This is a genomic window from Bartonella sp. SL317 (assembly GCF_059687655.1).
In genome coordinates this window covers 320,393-336,368 of record NZ_CM185144.1, presented here as the reverse complement: position 1 = coordinate 336,368, position 15,976 = coordinate 320,393, and the positions used below count along the sequence as shown (strand labels likewise).

Genomic DNA, 15,976 nt, shown 5'->3' with positions numbered 1-15,976 from the left:
TATCCTAAAAGAGCACTCTTAATTGAAGAGATTCTTTGATAGGGCAGACAGAGCAAAATCGCTCAAAATAAGAAAAACAAATACATAATTAAAGTTTTCATCTCATGATAAATAACGGCAAATTTGAAACTTCATTAATGCTCTTTTTTCAATCTACGGCGCTGTGAGATAAGACCAACCCCTCCCAATTTATGTCTTTAATTTATCATTGATCATAAATATTTAAAAAAAACGGCTCCAAAACGGTATTCTTTGACGAATAGCAATATATAGCGCTCTTAAATTATAATCTTACTCATTGCGTGTCCCTGCTGATTCCATCAACTTTTCTTAAAAAAAATGTCGCTTGAGAAAAAAGCATCTGATCCGTTTCATACTCTATGATTTTTTAATTAATTGGGGAAAGATAATATAGAAGAAGATAATATAGAAAATGAATAATTTTGAACTTTTGTAAAAAATGCAGCTTTCTATGGCTGTTGATGGAATGAACAAATCTGTCTTAAAAGTAACCTCTATATTATTGCCTTTATACCATTGATTATGTTTCTTCATTTTTATGAATGCATCAATTTCATAATTATTAATATACTTATTAATCAAAATATTAATACTGATTGTTTTATAAAATTATCTTAAATTCTTTTTAATATCCGTACAAAGGTAATTAAAGTTCTCCTATAGAGATAAACAGAAACGTTATGGCTTATCTGTGGAATAAATTACGTTTTATCCGTTTATTTGGTTTATAGAATATTTTATTGGTATACAGCTCATCATTTTTATCGTAGATTATTTTTAGTAGATGTAATAGCTTTTATTATATTTATTTTGATACGAATTTAAAAATTTATTTTAAGGTATTATGTACGAGAAAATAGAAAAATGTTTACAAAAAAAATTCTATTGAGAGAAAGCTTATTGCTGATCCTATTTTTTCTGACATATCTTGTGTCTGCCTCGCATGGCTATACCGGAATAAGTGACTTCTTTTGTTCCCAAGTGGTTAAGGAACGGGATGATGCTGTTCAGAAGTCCAATTCGCTCGTGTTTGAAAAAGAAAATGCCGAACGGGGATGGAGCGATACAATGAGGTTATTAGGGATAGCGATAGAGGATTTGAAGAGAAGTTCCCTTGAACAGCAGGAATTCTATTTGACAATGCTAAAAGGGATGCCAAACAATAAGCAGCTTGCTTATAAATATGAGATAACTCAAAAACGGAATGCTGCCGTTTTTGAGCGAATAGGGAAAGTTCTCACTGGATTGGAATATGTTGATAAACGGACAGAAGATTTTCTAAAGCAAAATAAAGCGAAAAAACTTAAGAACCAATCTCCGTCATTAGATGATTTAAAAGTGATGTTGCAACATGATGAACATATTAATAAATTAATTCAAGAGGTTGAGAAGCTCAATCATGTAATTGATGGTTTAAACAAAAAGCTTCAAAGTCTGAGAAAAATATCACGATAAAGGAACAGAAAGTTGTCCATTGATGCCATGGGAAAGAAAGCATGGAATGTTCAATGATTTTATTAAAGAAGGAATGAACGGTGGGATTTGCAATAATACTCACTCTATCCGTTGCGGTTATTATAGGGACTCTTTGTTTTTTGTGTAACAGGAATTGCAAAAGGGCCGAAAGAGCGAGACAGAAAAGATATGAAGAAGTACAAGAAACATGCTCTGAAAATGAAAGGAGAAAATGAATCCAATTATGACAATACAAGACCCCCAACCATTATATGAGATGCTTCAAAATTCAGATAATAAGGTTTCGGGAGGCTCTTCAGCATTTGATAAAGAATCAAAAGTTTTAGCATTTAAAGAAGCTATGGCACTTTCAGCGAAGGCTTATAAAATAATTTTCTTCATATTTATTATCGGGTTAGCAATGGACTCTGTTTAGCGGTGAACTCTGTTATCCGGATGTTGCGTGAGGCCATTATCCAAGTATTTGATAGACTATTATCCAAGTATTGGATGGAGTCAGAGAGTTCGATGTTCTGACTTTTATATGTATTTTGCTCTGTTATTTCTTGGCTATCCCAACTATTTTAATTTTACACATATGATTGACGAAGAAATTGAGAAAAACACTTCAGCAATTAGAAGACACTCTTCAGCAGCGAGATAAAGCTCTTGCAGTACAGGAAGGGAGAGAAAAATGACAGCTCTTACAATATTGTTTGTTTTTATAAATACAATTATCGATTGTATTTTTCAGATAGCAATCATTATGCTTTGTTATTCTTTTATTAAGCGTTCAAAATTGTATAAAAAGGTTGTTGCTGAATTAGAAAAAGTGACAAGAGAACGATATGCAGCAATCGAGGGATTATTCGAGAAAGAACAATAAAAGCAGCACAAGGCTTCCAATTTTTTATGGCACGCGTTGTTAATTTTAATCATGGAGATGTGCCATACCGATGCTTGACGATATCATCTAACGGTTTAGATAGAACAAAAGAAGAGGGGGAACAAAACTCAAGATGTGTGATTAGAATTTTTCTCATGAAGAATGATTGTACGCTCTATGTTTCTAAGTTTTTTTCTTGATGCATGGAAGTGTGAAAAACAAATTCTTCTAATATCATTGAGATAAACTATTTTGAGTTTGCCGCAGTATTCTCTTGTACAAATGAGAATGTGTACGGATATTTTTAAAATGTATTTTCTTCTCTCTTCTCTTATTAAATAAATTTTTTAAAAAAATTGATTTTTAGAAAAGAGAAATTTTCTTATTCGTTATAATCTGTATAATCTATTTTCTTTGAACTGTTATGGTTTATCCTTTTGTGCTGATTTTCCAATTTTATTGGACTTTAAGTTTAATGGGTTGGGGAGGTATTTTGTTGAATTACAAATAACAAAGCGTAAAAAAAACAGTTGCTCATCAATCATGAGACCGGTTGTCGAAATATAATATATGAGCCCATTTAAGGAGCCTCTCCTTATCGGGGGAAGCGAGGTAATGATTGTTAGATTTTATGATCGAAGAGGTTTTTGTCTTGATTTTACGGGTTTTGTGGGTAAATGAAATTTTCCCTTATGACTTTAAAAGATATAGGTTTTTACACATTAAAGGTCCATCTTATTTTAAGATACGAATGATTGTCATGAGAGAGATTTTTATTTTTTAAAAGTAAAGTTCTTTTAAAGCACTTGGTAAAGTCAAAAAAATCATGATTTGTAATAATTGAGAGAAATGTCAAAAAGGTTTATTCGATTTACAAGAATATTTTTTCTTCTAACAAGGCTTTTTAGATGGTAACATCCTTTGGTAAAATTTTACGCAAACTTTGCGATTACTCAGAACACCTTTTAGATAAGACTAAGCTTTAGCATTTTTATCTTTTGTGGAGATTGGCAAAAAATCCGTACCCATTGGTATGAAAGACAAAATCATAGAACTCTTAGATCAAGAGACAGCTTTTCTTTTAGAAAAGAATCCTATGTTTGTCGTAAGAGTTTCACAATGAAATCTTCTAATTCATTTAAACGTGAAGCTGTTGGCATGTTAGTTCGAAACTTAGAGAATTTTTCGCAATAAGACGCAGCAAAATTAAAAAAATTATTGGAGAAATTCGAAGAAAAAACAAGCGTCTTATAAGGGCATGGTTGTAAAATCCTATTTCCGAATCTTATGATGTAATCCCTAATTATTAAGAAATATAAATAAAATCAATTTGTTATACTATATCAACGATTTGAACTCTCTCTCGTTCACAGTTATAATATATAGATGATGATGTTATTTGGTAATATTATAATTTTTTTATATTATCTGATGGTTTAAAAGGTGTTTTTTCCAAAAGTTTTCATTAACTCACTGAAAAAATATAAAAAACACTATTGAATGGTGCCCAAAAGAGGCAAGTTGGGGTTTATTAACAAGATTCAAAGTATATAAATATGTGTAAGAACGTATTGATGTGTATAGTTTTTTATGTTCCAATAAAAAAATTAAGAATTAAAGAAAAAATCTCAAATCAAAAAATTAAGGTGGTCTAAAAGGTGGACGAGAAGGTGAATTAAGTGAGGGCGATTCATAGGTTATCAGCGGCATTCGTAAAAGCATCTTCTCAAGGCAAATATTATGATGGGGCAGGGTTGTGGTTGAATGTTCGAAAAGACAATACACGCTCTTGGTTTTTTCGCTATACACACCACAATAAGCGCCGTGAAATGGGGCTTGGTTCTGTCTCAAAACTTTCTTTAAAAGAAGCGCGAGAACTTGCAAGACATTATAGTGATATTCTTAAAGAAGGCAATGATCCTATTGTCTTTCGAGAACAAACTGTCTTAAAACAGCAAAGCAATATGTTTAAAGAAATTGCGCAGGCAGCTTTTGAAAGTAAAAAGGCAGAGTTAAAAAATGAAGGCAAAAATGGGCGTTGGTTTTCTCCACTAGAATTGCATGTTATTCCACAGATAGGCAGCTTACCTATAGAACAATTAACAGCAAATGTTATTCGTAATGTCCTCGCACCTCTTTGGCATGAAAAAGCAGATACAGCACGAAAAGCACTTAATCGCATTAACATTTGCTTGAAATATGCTGCGGCTCTTGGTTTGGATGTTGATCTACAAGCTTGTATGAAAGCGCGCGCTCTTTTAGGAAAGTCCCGCACTACATCAACAAATATTCCGGCTATGCCATGGCAAGAAGTTCCAGCTTTTTATCAGAATTTGGATGATAAGATTCTTTCAAATTTAGCACTGAAATTACTTATTTTGACTGGAGTACGGTCACATCCATTGCGATATTTGCGTCTTGAACAAATAGATAAAAATATATGGACGATACCGAAAGAAAATATGAAAGGTATTGTAGGAAAAGTTTCAGATTTTCGTGTGCCATTGAGTGGTGAAGCCTTGAAAGTGATTGAAAAATCTCTCTCCTTTGAAAAAAATGGTTTTTTATTTGCTGGTCTTACCGGCAAGCCAATTTCTGATGCAAGCATGGCAAAATATATGACCATTTGTGGTTTGACTTATCGTCCCCATGGTTTCCGTTCAAGCTTACGGGATTGGATAGCGGAAACAACGTCAACATCATTTGAAATAGCCGAAACTGTTCTTGCGCATTCAGTTGGGAGTTCAGTGACAAAAGCCTATATGCGAACGGATTTTTTAGAACAACGACATGCTCTCTTAGAACAGTGGGCTGCATTTATAACAGGAGCGACTTGATATTATTCCTGCGATGTGTATTGTCAAATCAGGTGCCGAAAGACGCCGAACGGTAAGCGGATAGATTCCCGAAATAGTCTCTTCCCGCAGAAATTTAAAAACTGTGACTCATCACATGCTTTGTAGCATATAGTGATTTTGTCGGGTGTGGTTACACTATACAATACCTTTGCAGGGAAAGTGTAACGGATGGGCTTATCGCCGTATTTGTTAGCGCCCAGTGCCCTTTTACGACGTCATTAACAAATATCTAATCAACAGGCTTTAAAGTCTTCTCATAGTCAATAAATCCATTAAAAAAGGGGAAAAATGAAACAAACTGTAAAATTATTAAGCTGCATAGCTTTATTAAATATGGCTGGATGTTACTCAAAGCCTCCTTCAACATACTTTGTTATATGGGAAAAGCCAGGTGTAAATTCTACTGAGGTAGGAAAAGCACTGTTAGAGTGTGGTGCTCTATCTCCTTATAGTAGAGATATGGACAATAGCAAATTAGGCTTTCATGAATGGTCGATGATTCATACTTGTATGATCCAATCAGGATTTCACTATAAAATTAAAGATGGGAAATGGTGTGAAAATTGTAAAGATGATAGGATTCCGGTGTATCCTCTTGGTTCTGTCGGGACTCAAAGAAGTGTTGAGAGACGCTTAAACAGCTCGTTTTGTAAAAACGACGGTATAATAAAACTTCTCAATATCAACACTCCATTTTGCCATTGATTATCAACAATCAAAATGCTTTATGGGGTAGAAATAGCTTATATGCAAACAGATTTTTTAGAACAAAGTTTTAACAAATCTTTTTGCGTTCTTTTAGCTATTTGGAGGGGAAGTTTGATGCGTCAAATTTTTTGAAAACCGCTGTTTCATATGCGCAAATACATTATTGATCGCTTTGATGAGACGTGCAAAATTAAAAATCTATAGGCTAAAAATTTTGCACGTCTCAAAGTGTATTTAGAGTCGAATATTTGGTTTTTGTGTAAAAACACTTCCAAATGCATCTAGGATGCGTGAAAAATCAAGCGCTAATAAGAGTATAATAAGTACAATCCATTTCGTATAACGCGACATCACTTTCACGCTTTTATAGGTCATGATGATTTCTTGAAGAATTTCTTTTTCCGCTTCTGTAAGCTCTATATCGTCTCTTGTTTTTCTTTTAGCCATGTTTCCATCCGCACAAACGTTCACCTAGGGTGTTATGTTTTAAGATATCTCTTGCTAAGCTTGAACTGATCACGTCAACATCTCTTTTGTTTAAATAAATGGGTAACCAACCAACACAAGAGACATACTTATTTGTCGCGCAACCAACGAGAAAGAGCAGTGCGCACATCAGTGTCATTTTTTTGATTAACTTCATTTTCCACCTCCAGACGTTTTTTTGCTGCCTTTAGCGTTTTTTCTGTTTGCTTTTGCTGTTCTGCTTTTTTGCCAAGCATGAAAGCTTTGGCTAAAGCCATAAAAAAAGCGGCTAGTGCCGCACCAGTTAGGAGCAAATACTTTTTTATCCATAAGATCATAGGCGGTGCTCCTGAAAGCGTTTGGCAACAAAGAAAAGACCAACACCTGCTGCTAAAACCATAATGGTAGCAAAAGCCCATTGCACTGGACCATTGCCTGCCAATAAGCCTCCAAGACCTGAAAAAGAACCAATAACTGGTGCCAATGCTTCTGCCTTAAAGCGTCCCGTTGGTGCTTGCGTTTCCACGGTTTGGTAGTTAGAGGAAACATAAGCGCCTTTCGCCCACAACCCTGCTTCTGCTGCACGCCGGTGCACAAGACCTTGTAAACGCTTACCACCGGCTTTGGTCCATTTTTGTAATTCGGCCGGTACCGCTTCATAATCGCCACTATTGAGTTTTTTTAATAGGGTGGAATTGCAAAAAGCTGTTGTTCCTACATTATAGCAAAAGGACACTAATGCTGCGAATTGTTCGTTTGTTAAGGAAACTTGAACTGCTTTTTCAACAGCATTTTCAAATTGTTTTAAATCTTGGCAAAGAAGATCTTCGGCTTGTTTTTTAGTGATTGTCATGCCCTTGTGAACAAAAGGTTTTCCGGCACTGTTTGTATGTCCATAACCGATTGTCCATATCCCGATAGCGTCTTTATAAGCCTTTAAACGCAAACCTTCCCATTGTTTAATGAGTGCAAACCCTTCTTGTGATATTTTTCGCATAAAGTTCTCCATAAAAAAAGTCCCACATAAAGTGAGACTGAGTGAAAAAATGAATTTCTTTCCTTCTTAAAAAAGAAGAGAAAAATAGTGTTTTAAAGGTTTAAATTAGTGCTGAAATAGAATTAGCTACAGTACATAATGTTTTCTAAGAGCTTCAAACTGAAAAAATTGAAAGCTTAATTCCAATCTGCTCTAAAGAATGAGATTTTACGATGTAGCTGATAAAAATATTATTGGTTGCAATGTAGAATCTGTTAATCAGTTACGCAATTTATAATTGTAGGATTTAATGTAATGAAAGAGATAGGATATAAAAGTTTAGAAGATTTTTATGGACTTGATGAGGAAGAAAAAAGAAGCTTTGGAAATTTTCTCAAAAAAAAAGAAATGAACTAATTCTACCCACTGGTAAAATTGTAAATCAAGCAGCAAAAGAAAATCAACAAATTATCAATGATTTTCTCGAAAAAAATGAAATTTCTAAAACAATTTTTTATATGAGAGAATTATCATACTCCGCATTATTAAAACAAGAATCTGCTTTTAATTCTGCTATCTTAATGGAAATTAGCCAACAGTTTGAAATGCCCAAGAGAGTGATTTCTGAATTAAGTTTGAAATTGTTTCAACTTAATATTTCTGATTCTCAAAAGTTTAATGAGCAGCTAATAAAGTGTTTTGGCCAATATGCAGAAAAAATCATTCCATATATTTATGCGTTATGTCTTAGCAATACACAATCACGCCGTTCAAGAGCAGGAAAAACATTTGAAGATATCATTTATTTTTTATATAATCGTTTTGGCTATAGTTTTGATGCGCAAAGAAAAGTTGCAAAAGATTTATTTCAAAAAGCAGGTTTGGGGAAAATGGTTGATTCAGTTCTACCTAGTGTGGAGAATTTTGAGAAAAGACGCGGTAAGACTATTATTGGCACAATGAAAACCACTTTACGCGAGCGTTGGCAAGAAGTTATCGAAGAGTTATCAAGATCTCAAGCTCCTAATATTCATCTATTGACAGTTGATAATGATATCTCTGTCAATAAAATTGAACAAATGAACAAGCATAATATAGTTCTTGTTGTGCTTGACACGGTTAAAAATCAAGAAAAAATATTATGTAATCACAGTGTTATAGATTTTGAAACGTATTTTTTGGAAGAGCTGCCTGAAATTTTTAATTATTGGAAAAATCAGTAAGATGTTTAGGATAATTGACTTGTTTGCTGGTATTGGTGGAATTCGTTTAGGCTTCGAATATGCATTTGGTTTGGATAATGCTCAATGTGTTTTTACATCAGAAATCGATAAATATTCTATTCAAACGTATAAGCTTAATTTTAATAATGATTACGTCCATGGAGATATTACTCAGATTAGTGAACAAGAAATACCAGAACATGATATTTTGTTAGCAGGCTTTCCTTGTCAACCTTTTTCGCAAGCAGGTTTGAAGAAAGGATTTGCAGATGCACGTGGGACTTTATTTTTTGATATCAATAGGATTTTATTGTACAGAAGGCCTCGGGCATTTTTATTAGAGAATGTTAAGCAATTAAAGGGGCATGATAAGGGACGCACACTTTCTAGTATCATAGAGCATTTACAATCAAGTGGTTATAAAGTTTTTTATGATATCTTAAGAGCACGAGATTTTGGAGTTCCTCAGAATCGTGAGCGCATATATATTGTTGGTTTTTTAGATCATTCTGTAGACTTTCAATTTCCATCTCCCATGAATATTAAAACAAGAGTGGGGGATATTTTGGATGACGATGTTGATGAAAAATATACGATTAGTAATACTCTTTGGTATGGACACCAACGGAGAAAAGCTCAGAATAAACTAAAGGGAAAAGGGTTTGGTTATGGACTTTTCAATGTAGAATCACCATATACGAACACGCTTTCTGCCCGTTATTACAAAGACGGTAGTGAAATACTCATAATGCAGAATAATAAAAATCCTAGAAAATTAACTCCGAGAGAGGCAGCCCGATTGCAAGGGTTCCCTGAAAGTTATCAGATCCCTGTATCTGACGCACAAGCTTATCGCCAATTTGGAAATAGTGTGTCTGTTCCTGTCATTAAAGCCATTGCGTTGCAGATGAAAAGATATCTGTACTAAAATGCGCCTTCACTCATACATCTTCTTTATCCATATGGATGACGCCGTCTTCTTCATATGAAGCATCGGGTAGGGCGTTTGGATCAAGGGTATCGTCTTTGTCTGGTGTGGTATTGGCTACGTTTTTAGCGGCATCTTCTTGCGCTTTATCAAAAAGTTCGCAGTCTATCTTTGTTGTAAATCCACCTGTTTTATCAAGCTTGTGTTTAACACTTTTGATACGCCATTCTGCTGGAATATAGGGGCGGAAAGGGGGCTCTTGAACCAGTTTTGCTTCTGCTTGCACAAAGGGGTTGCCACCAATATCACAAGAGAAAGAAGATTTTTCACGTGATGATTTGTTGCGATAAGCAGCAATGGCCGCAACAGCTTCTGATTGGTTATGGTAAGTATATTTAAGTTCATGAAAAGGCGCTTTGCCAACCTTGACTTCCTTTTTTTCACCACTGCGGATATCATGATAGCTTGCGATAACGCCGCCTTTTTTCTCTTCTTCTAGCTCTTGTTCTTCGGGTGTTTTTGCTGCTGTTTCTTCTTTAGGAAAATTCTGGGTATCACTTTCATCCATATGGATAACATCTTCGCCTTCTTCAATTTCCTCTGGTTCTCTTGCATCAGCGGCAGCTTTTTGGTCATCTCCCGCATCTGTTGCTAAGCCATTGGCACTGCCTGCTTCATCGCGTGCACTGTATTTAAAATCCCAAGAGGTGCATTGTTTTTCATGAATGACAACAACGGGCAGCGTTTCACCGGTTATGGCTTTGCCTTCGCCTCGTTTGGCAAGAACCAATTTGCCATCAACGGGTTTTGCGACGGCATCATATTCTTCTGCAAGGCGTGTGGCAAAAGCCATATCGCTTTCGGCTGTTTGATCCATGTGACGCACAACAATTTTTGCAAGATTGGGCTCTACCTTTGCTATATAGCCATTACGTTGTGCTATTTCTTGAATGATATTACAAGGGTTTGTTGATGATAGGATTGGCTTTTGGGTGTTCGATAAGAGGTGTTCATAGAAGCCGCGCGCCCTGTAACACTTAAGGTTTGTGGTGGGCTGCTTACAGAGATTTCATCAATCAGATAGGTGCCCATATCGCGGTTTTTACCGCCTTCATAGCCAAGAGTGACAGAAAGGATTGTCCCAATGAGAGGAATGTCAAGAAAGCCATTATCGCACTCACGGGCGCGGTCATCAAGCTCTATGGTGATGCGGTCGCTTTTATCTTCTGCTTCATCGGTAATTTCAATCGACAAAACATAGTCCATGAGCGTTTTTGTAATGTCCTCGCCATTTGCTAGAACTATGCAAAAAGGTTTCATTGTTTGCTACCCCAAAGTCTGATAACCGGTGTGGCTTTGGGATAGGGAAGGGCTGGTAGGAGAATGGTCATGCCTGCTTTTAAGAGTGGTCCATAGTCTGCAAGACCAAAATTAGCTGCATAGACGCGTTCAACAGCAAGGGCTTGTTGACCCTTGACATAATATTTCCAGCAAATGGCATCAACCATATCGCCCTCTTTGGTTACGTAAAGATCACTCATAGCTCTTCACCATATTCTCTCAAATTGACGGTAAATTCTTGTTTTTTAGGGCTGCCATTTTGGTGAAAGAAGCTTTGCTTTTCTTTGACAGAAAGTATGACAAACTTACCTAAAATCTTCCCCTGACCCGTCACAAGAATGTGAGGACCATGATGTGCCATTTGTCGTAAATATTCCAGTTGTCTATAACCGCCTTTAAAGTCTGGATAAACCACACCTGTTAGGGAAAATTCTGCATTGGCAACGGCTGGTAATTGAAGAGCAGCCTTGCGTCCCAATCGCCCTTGCTCTACCCATGGAATGTCATAGGTCATATCGAGGGCTTGATAGGCTGCTGTTTCAATGGAAAAGATAAAACCACCTAAAGCTAACATCATGATGTTTAATCCGAAAGGCTAGAGGCGATAGCCAAACGCTGTTGTTTGGCATAGTGTTCAAGAGCTTGATTGACTGCGGCGCGGATTTCGTCTTTTAAACCATTGGGCACAGAGATATTTAAATTTGAAATTATCACGCGGGCATCTATTTCTACCGGTTTATGAACGGTAATGGGCTCTGGAACTTTGAAAGAGTCAACCTTTACATTTGTCGCCTGCATTTGTCCTGCTTCGACTCTAGTGGTGTTAAAACCGCTTTTGCCTTTTCCAGATGGAGCATTGGGAACAATGGCTGTATCAACCATTCTTTTTGCACGTGCATTGGTTTCATCGGTAAAGGTTTTAATGGTTTGGGTTGAATTGTTATCGATTGTAGCCTTAAATCCTAACTTTTCTTTCATCCAGTTTGGCATCCAACTGGTTAATTTATTAATCATGCTGCTAAACCAATCAGACAGAGCGTTCCATTTGCTTTTGATACCTTCCCAAAGCCCTCCAATCAGATGGGCGCCTGCATCCATTAAATTGACTCCAAACAGCCAATCAATCAATGCATTGATTTTTTGCTATCCAAGAGAGGGGGGAACAGTTTTTAAAGAGACTAAAGAGGTTACTAAAAATATTACTGCATAAGTTGGCAAAAGAATTCCACAAATTGCGTAAGAAATTCATGACCGTATCCCAATTTTTGTAGAGGAGATATCCAGCACCTACAAGAGCAGCAATACCAGCCATTATCCAGCCAATAGGTGTGGTCATGATGGCAACACCAAGCGATATAAAAGCAGAACCAACGGCGGTTATTGCCGAAATCAGTGAACCTACAAGAGTTAAAGCAAGACTGGCAACAGCAGAAGCAGCTGAGGCGAGTGCTGAAAGGAGTGATCTTCAAAGATTTTCAGCAAGACCAGCAATTTTAGAACCAACTTTAGTTAAGACTGAAGACACTGGTCCTGAAAGAGCAACAGCAAGCCTGATGCAAACTAGGCTGACTAAGGCTAGGGATGTAGCCACCCAGCCGTTGATTTTATCCCAATTTTTATAGAGTGCAACAAGCGCTACAATACCACCCAGTATCCAACCGATAGGGGTGGTTAGCATAGCATAGCCAAGGGTAACAAATGCGACACCAACTGCGACTAATGCGGCAATGAGTGGACCAAAAATAAATGAACCAAGGGCGACAAGCCCAATTTTAAAGAGGGTTATTTCACCAATCAGAGGCTCTAACCATTGGAACCAGCCTTTAATCCTCTCTGTGAGATCACGGATGCTTTTTCTTAAATCAGAGGTAGGATTCAGTAAATCCTGCAAGACTTGTTTTAAGGTTTTTGCCCAGTTTGCAACAGTTGTTTGAATGAGGTCACGGTTTTCATCAATCAACTTTGAAAAACCATCAATTAAATCATTGATTACGGGCATGAAACGTGCACCAATAAAGCTTGCGATACCGCCTATTTTTTTCTTAAAAGCACCAAGCTTATCACTTAAATCTGCTGCATAGCGTGCAACATCAGCACCGATTAGCCATTTTCCTTTTCTCGCTTTTGCAAAAAGTTCTTTAATGGGCGCCATGCCTTGTGAGAGCATAGATGCCATTTCCTTACCATCTCCACCAAACAGTAGGGCAGCAATGTGCTGTCTTTGCGCTTGGTTTTTCATTTTACTCATTTTTTCGGTAATTTCTTCTAGTAAGAGAGAATTTGATTTGAGTTTTCCAGAAGCGTTTTTGACAGAAATACCAAGCGCTTCAAATCTCATCATGCCTCTTTTTTGTCCGGCATATGCTTGCGCAGACCGTCTATTTAAGGTTGCCAAGGATTGTTGAAAGAGTTCGGCAGAATATCCTGAATTATCCGCTGCATCACCCCATAATTGAAGGGCTGTTACACTCATTCCTAAATGGTGTGAGGCATGGTAGAGACTATCGCCCATATGCATGGTTTTCATGGTGACGGCGGTTAAGCTTGCCACGAGACCACCCCCAGCAAGTCCTAGAACACCGGTAAAGACCGAAGCACGGCTTGCTGCTGTACCAAGAGCACTTTGAACGCCATGAAGGCTTTTTGTCATGTTTTTGACAGCAGCAGAAAAGCGCGGAATACGCAATCTATGGGATAATTTCTTAAAACGCTCTTGTACACGTTTTAAAGGCGCGGTGAGTTCGTCTTCAAGAGACAATTTCACCTTTGCATCGGCAACTTTTTTACTCATTTTGTTTTATACCTTTCTGCTGCTTGTTTTCGCCAAAAGAGCAACTCTCTTGGTTCCATTTCCATCATCTCTGAAAGAGACCAATGGAACACAATGGCAATATCGGCAATCAGTTTAGCGGCGGTTTCCCAGTCGAGGTTTCCCGCCGTTTGATAAAAGATTCCAAAATTTCTCCAATGTTTGAGAGGTCATTGATATCGAGTTCACTGATAGCTTCATGCGGCCATTCAGAAAGACGTGCAATCATAGCGATTGTTTGCTCTACGCCTTCTTTTTTATCAATGGCTTGCAAATCCTTTGTTTTGGGGCGGCGTAAGGTAATTTTGGTGTGTTCTTTTCCTTCAAAGGTAATAGGGATAAGCAATTGATGTGTAACAGTTTGTTGTATCGTCATTTTTATAATCCTATATTTTCTTTGTGGTCTGCTAATTGATTGACGCCATTGAATTTCCTCACCAAGTTGAGAACATCTATCTCAACAATTTCAACATCCTTTTGGACATATTTGAAATATTGCAATGTAAATGTTGCTGTAGATGTTGCTTTTCCCCCAGGTTGCCATTCTGCCATTTCAAAGCCTTTGCAAAGTCCTCTCATGGTAATGATCACGTCTTCTGCGGGTGTGCCTTGGGCTTGCATTGAACTGCGCAATGAGATGTCAACATCCGTGCGTCCCAACAGTGCCATTAATTCTGGTGAACAATCAGAAATGGTCATGGTAAGGATAAGGGTTTCAAGACCAAGATCAACCTCAATGGCGCTATCCATGCCACCGCCGCGATAACTCTCAACGACCAAATTCAAGTTTGGTAGGGTGACACTTTCACATTTTGCTTGATAGGGAATACCGTCGACAAAAATGTTAAAATATTTCAAGACTCTTGGTAAAATGGGTACGGTCATTAAAAGATCTCCTCTAGATAATCATTGATAATTTGTGAACGGAAAGTGATGTGTTCAGCCGGTGTTGTGGGTGTGAATTCCACATTGAAATAGACTCTGCCATCTTCAATAGCACTTGCTGTGTTAAGCTCTGGATCTGGTGTACAGCGCCCCCCAAGAATGGCGCCTTGCGCTTTTAAATCACGCAAATAAGCATTGACGCTTTCACTCACATCATTCAGATAGGTCTTTTTGATGTTGCGGTCGACTGCCCATAGATGTCCACGTAAAATGGCATCATTGATCATATCTGCAGTGCGTACTACGGATAAAAAGGCAAATTTTGTATCGCTTGAAAGGGTGCGATTTCCCCAAAGGCGATAGCCATTTTCACGAATAATGGTTGTGATATTTTGTTCGTTAAGCAGGTTCGCGCGGCTTGCGCGATCACCAATAGAAAAATCAATCGGGCGCGCAGTTCCTACAATTCCATTGATCACTTTATTGGAAGGGGAATGCCAAAAACCATTAGCAAAATCTGTTTTAGCAATGACACCGGCAACCGCTGCGCTTGCTGGTTCTGCTAAGATTTTGCCATTGCGATTAACTTTGACAAATGGATCAATAAGAATGGCGCGTTTGGAATCAAAATCCTTTGATGCGCTAAGAGCTGCTTCATCTGTTGTGTTTGGAGCATCAATCACCACAATGGCGCGCAGGCGTTCGGCAATGCCAATCAATTCTGCCGCAACGGGGTTAGAGGTTACACTGCTCTCGTCTTTGACAGTCGCCCCCGTTTCATCAGTGGTTACACCGGAAGGGCGTTGATGGGTAAAGCCTGGAGCAATCAGAATACGTGGTGTTTGTCCCACAACAGATTGCGCCCCAATGAAAGCGTGAACACCTTCATAAGCGCCATGTTCATTCACTCCACCTAGAATATTGGTGAGTGTGGCGTTTTCATTGTCACCTTTGCTCACACGGACGACGACGACAATTGCTCCCACTTGCTTAAAAATTAGATCAAGGGCATTAGGCAAAGTACCGCGTCGTTTACCTGTTTTGTCCAGTTTTGCGGCTTGTGAAAGAGAGCCTGCGACCAAAACTGGTGTGTTAAGAGGAAAGGCTTGTTCATCGGCATCGGGTGCTGTGCCGATAATTCCGATAACGCCAGACTGAACTGCACGAAGGGGGCGTGTACCGTCATCAACCTCGACGACTTCAACACCGTGTAGAAAACCTGTTGCCATTTTATGCTCCTTTAAAATAGTGGCTAATGAAATGAATATGAAAAAATGAGAAGTGAAGAGCTGTGTTTTTCAATGCTCGGCTTCCAAAGATGAAATGAAAAAAATATCAAAAGTATCTTGACATTATTTCTGTAATCTGTATTTTCGAATCAGGTGCCTCAAAAACGCCTTGAAACCACAAGCGGATAGATT

17 protein-coding genes and 3 pseudogenes are annotated in these 15,976 nt (G+C 37.7%); 8 read left to right on the top strand and 12 right to left on the bottom strand.

Features of this window, described 5'->3' with window-relative positions:
- The first annotated feature begins 885 nt into the window (after nucleotides 1-885).
- The 6 genes and pseudogenes from AC6ER9_RS01645 (at nucleotide 886) to AC6ER9_RS01620 (ending at nucleotide 5,925) form a co-directional block, all read left to right on the top strand.
- Nucleotides 886-1,476, top strand: a complete 591-nt coding sequence (locus tag AC6ER9_RS01645) for a hypothetical protein (protein WP_497074715.1) — start codon at nucleotides 886-888, stop codon at nucleotides 1,474-1,476.
- 244 nt (nucleotides 1,477-1,720) lie between these two features.
- Nucleotides 1,721-1,912: a hypothetical protein gene (locus AC6ER9_RS01640; RefSeq protein WP_497074714.1), complete on the top strand. Its 192-nt coding sequence runs from the start codon at nucleotides 1,721-1,723 to the stop codon at nucleotides 1,910-1,912.
- A 258-nt stretch (nucleotides 1,913-2,170) separates the two neighbouring features.
- Nucleotides 2,171-2,362, top strand: a complete 192-nt coding sequence (locus tag AC6ER9_RS01635) for a hypothetical protein (protein ID WP_497074713.1) — start codon at nucleotides 2,171-2,173, stop codon at nucleotides 2,360-2,362.
- Between the two features lie 908 nt (nucleotides 2,363-3,270).
- Nucleotides 3,271-3,556 (top strand): annotated as a pseudogene (locus AC6ER9_RS01630) (XRE family transcriptional regulator).
- A 485-nt stretch (nucleotides 3,557-4,041) separates the two neighbouring features.
- Complete coding sequence (locus AC6ER9_RS01625; protein ID WP_497074712.1) at nucleotides 4,042-5,199, top strand: tyrosine-type recombinase/integrase; 1,158 nt, start codon at nucleotides 4,042-4,044, stop codon at nucleotides 5,197-5,199.
- A 309-nt stretch (nucleotides 5,200-5,508) separates the two neighbouring features.
- Complete coding sequence (locus AC6ER9_RS01620) at nucleotides 5,509-5,925, top strand: hypothetical protein (protein WP_497074711.1); 417 nt, start codon at nucleotides 5,509-5,511, stop codon at nucleotides 5,923-5,925.
- Nucleotides 5,926-6,162: 237 nt separating this feature from the next.
- Here AC6ER9_RS01620 and AC6ER9_RS01615 read toward each other — a convergent pair whose 3' ends face one another.
- The 4 genes from AC6ER9_RS01615 to bgtA are packed head-to-tail and all read right to left on the bottom strand — an operon-like array spanning nucleotide 6,163 to nucleotide 7,390.
- Nucleotides 6,163-6,375, bottom strand: a complete 213-nt coding sequence (locus AC6ER9_RS01615) for a hypothetical protein (protein ID WP_497074710.1) — start codon at nucleotides 6,373-6,375, stop codon at nucleotides 6,163-6,165.
- On the bottom strand, nucleotides 6,368-6,571 hold the full coding sequence (locus AC6ER9_RS01610; RefSeq protein WP_497074709.1) for a hypothetical protein: 204 nt from the start codon (nucleotides 6,569-6,571) through the stop codon (nucleotides 6,368-6,370). Before AC6ER9_RS01610 ends, AC6ER9_RS01615 begins: the two co-directional genes overlap by 8 nt.
- Nucleotides 6,504-6,731, bottom strand: coding sequence for a hypothetical protein (locus tag AC6ER9_RS01605; RefSeq protein ID WP_497074708.1), 228 nt, complete (start codon nucleotides 6,729-6,731; stop codon nucleotides 6,504-6,506). The genes AC6ER9_RS01610 and AC6ER9_RS01605 overlap by 68 nt, the downstream gene beginning before the upstream one ends.
- Nucleotides 6,728-7,390 (bottom strand): gene transfer agent endolysin BgtA, encoded by a 663-nt coding sequence (gene bgtA / locus AC6ER9_RS01600; RefSeq protein WP_497074707.1) that lies wholly within the window; start codon nucleotides 7,388-7,390, stop codon nucleotides 6,728-6,730. Before bgtA ends, AC6ER9_RS01605 begins: the two co-directional genes overlap by 4 nt.
- A 497-nt stretch (nucleotides 7,391-7,887) precedes the next feature.
- Here bgtA and AC6ER9_RS01595 point away from each other — a divergent pair, with 497 nt between their 5' ends.
- Both AC6ER9_RS01595 and AC6ER9_RS01590 read left to right on the top strand, forming a co-directional pair.
- Entirely contained in the window at nucleotides 7,888-8,592 is a 705-nt protein-coding gene (locus AC6ER9_RS01595; RefSeq protein ID WP_497074706.1) for a type II restriction endonuclease, read from the top strand.
- Nucleotides 8,534-9,520, top strand: coding sequence for a DNA cytosine methyltransferase (locus AC6ER9_RS01590; RefSeq protein WP_497074705.1), 987 nt, complete (start codon nucleotides 8,534-8,536; stop codon nucleotides 9,518-9,520). Before AC6ER9_RS01595 ends, AC6ER9_RS01590 begins: the two co-directional genes overlap by 59 nt.
- A 13-nt stretch (nucleotides 9,521-9,533) precedes the next feature.
- Here the strand turns inward: AC6ER9_RS01590 and AC6ER9_RS01585 are convergent.
- From AC6ER9_RS01585 to AC6ER9_RS01550, 8 genes and pseudogenes are all read right to left on the bottom strand, one after another.
- Nucleotides 9,534-10,840 (bottom strand): annotated as a pseudogene (locus tag AC6ER9_RS01585) (phage late control D family protein).
- The gene (locus AC6ER9_RS01580) at nucleotides 10,837-11,061 is read right to left on the bottom strand and encodes a tail protein X (protein WP_497074704.1); all 225 of its coding nucleotides are present in this window, start codon (nucleotides 11,059-11,061) and stop codon (nucleotides 10,837-10,839) included. The pseudogene AC6ER9_RS01585 and the gene AC6ER9_RS01580 overlap by 4 nt, the downstream one beginning before the upstream one ends.
- The gene (locus tag AC6ER9_RS01575; RefSeq protein WP_497074703.1) at nucleotides 11,058-11,438 is read right to left on the bottom strand and encodes a phage tail protein; all 381 of its coding nucleotides are present in this window, start codon (nucleotides 11,436-11,438) and stop codon (nucleotides 11,058-11,060) included. Before AC6ER9_RS01575 ends, AC6ER9_RS01580 begins: the two co-directional genes overlap by 4 nt.
- A 5-nt stretch (nucleotides 11,439-11,443) precedes the next feature.
- Nucleotides 11,444-13,652: pseudogene (locus AC6ER9_RS01570) on the bottom strand (phage tail tape measure protein).
- Nucleotides 13,649-13,753 carry a GpE family phage tail protein gene (locus AC6ER9_RS01565; RefSeq protein WP_256387030.1) on the bottom strand — a complete coding sequence of 35 codons (105 nt, stop codon included), beginning with the start codon at nucleotides 13,751-13,753 and terminating at the stop codon, nucleotides 13,649-13,651. Before AC6ER9_RS01565 ends, AC6ER9_RS01570 begins: the two are co-directional and overlap by 4 nt.
- 8 nt (nucleotides 13,754-13,761) lie before the next feature.
- A complete protein-coding gene (locus AC6ER9_RS01560; protein WP_497074702.1) occupies nucleotides 13,762-14,046 on the bottom strand; it encodes a phage tail assembly protein in 285 nt (94 codons plus the stop codon).
- A 2-nt stretch (nucleotides 14,047-14,048) separates the two neighbouring features.
- Nucleotides 14,049-14,555, bottom strand: coding sequence for a phage major tail tube protein (locus AC6ER9_RS01555; protein WP_497074701.1), 507 nt, complete (start codon nucleotides 14,553-14,555; stop codon nucleotides 14,049-14,051).
- The gene (locus tag AC6ER9_RS01550) at nucleotides 14,555-15,784 is read right to left on the bottom strand and encodes a phage tail sheath subtilisin-like domain-containing protein (RefSeq protein WP_497074700.1); all 1,230 of its coding nucleotides are present in this window, start codon (nucleotides 15,782-15,784) and stop codon (nucleotides 14,555-14,557) included. Before AC6ER9_RS01550 ends, AC6ER9_RS01555 begins: the two co-directional genes overlap by 1 nt.
- Nucleotides 15,785-15,976 lie beyond the last annotated feature (192 nt).

Coding starts and splice junctions, on each gene's coding strand:
- AC6ER9_RS01645 (WP_497074715.1), top strand. CDS start 886: ATGTTTACAAAAAAAATTCTATTGAGAGAAAGCTTATTGCTGATCCTA.
- AC6ER9_RS01640 (WP_497074714.1), top strand. CDS start 1,721: ATGACAATACAAGACCCCCAACCATTATATGAGATGCTTCAAAATTCA.
- AC6ER9_RS01635 (WP_497074713.1), top strand. CDS start 2,171: ATGACAGCTCTTACAATATTGTTTGTTTTTATAAATACAATTATCGAT.
- AC6ER9_RS01620 (WP_497074711.1), top strand. CDS start 5,509: ATGAAACAAACTGTAAAATTATTAAGCTGCATAGCTTTATTAAATATG.
- AC6ER9_RS01615 (WP_497074710.1), bottom strand. CDS start 6,375: ATGGCTAAAAGAAAAACAAGAGACGATATAGAGCTTACAGAAGCGGAA.
- AC6ER9_RS01610 (WP_497074709.1), bottom strand. CDS start 6,571: ATGAAGTTAATCAAAAAAATGACACTGATGTGCGCACTGCTCTTTCTC.
- AC6ER9_RS01605 (WP_497074708.1), bottom strand. CDS start 6,731: ATGATCTTATGGATAAAAAAGTATTTGCTCCTAACTGGTGCGGCACTA.
- bgtA (WP_497074707.1), bottom strand. CDS start 7,390: ATGCGAAAAATATCACAAGAAGGGTTTGCACTCATTAAACAATGGGAA.
- AC6ER9_RS01595 (WP_497074706.1), top strand. CDS start 7,888: ATGAGAGAATTATCATACTCCGCATTATTAAAACAAGAATCTGCTTTT.
- AC6ER9_RS01580 (WP_497074704.1), bottom strand. CDS start 11,061: ATGAGTGATCTTTACGTAACCAAAGAGGGCGATATGGTTGATGCCATT.
- AC6ER9_RS01575 (WP_497074703.1), bottom strand. CDS start 11,438: ATGATGTTAGCTTTAGGTGGTTTTATCTTTTCCATTGAAACAGCAGCC.
- AC6ER9_RS01560 (WP_497074702.1), bottom strand. CDS start 14,046: ATGACGATACAACAAACTGTTACACATCAATTGCTTATCCCTATTACC.
- AC6ER9_RS01555 (WP_497074701.1), bottom strand. CDS start 14,555: ATGACCGTACCCATTTTACCAAGAGTCTTGAAATATTTTAACATTTTT.
- AC6ER9_RS01550 (WP_497074700.1), bottom strand. CDS start 15,784: ATGGCAACAGGTTTTCTACACGGTGTTGAAGTCGTCGAGGTTGATGAC.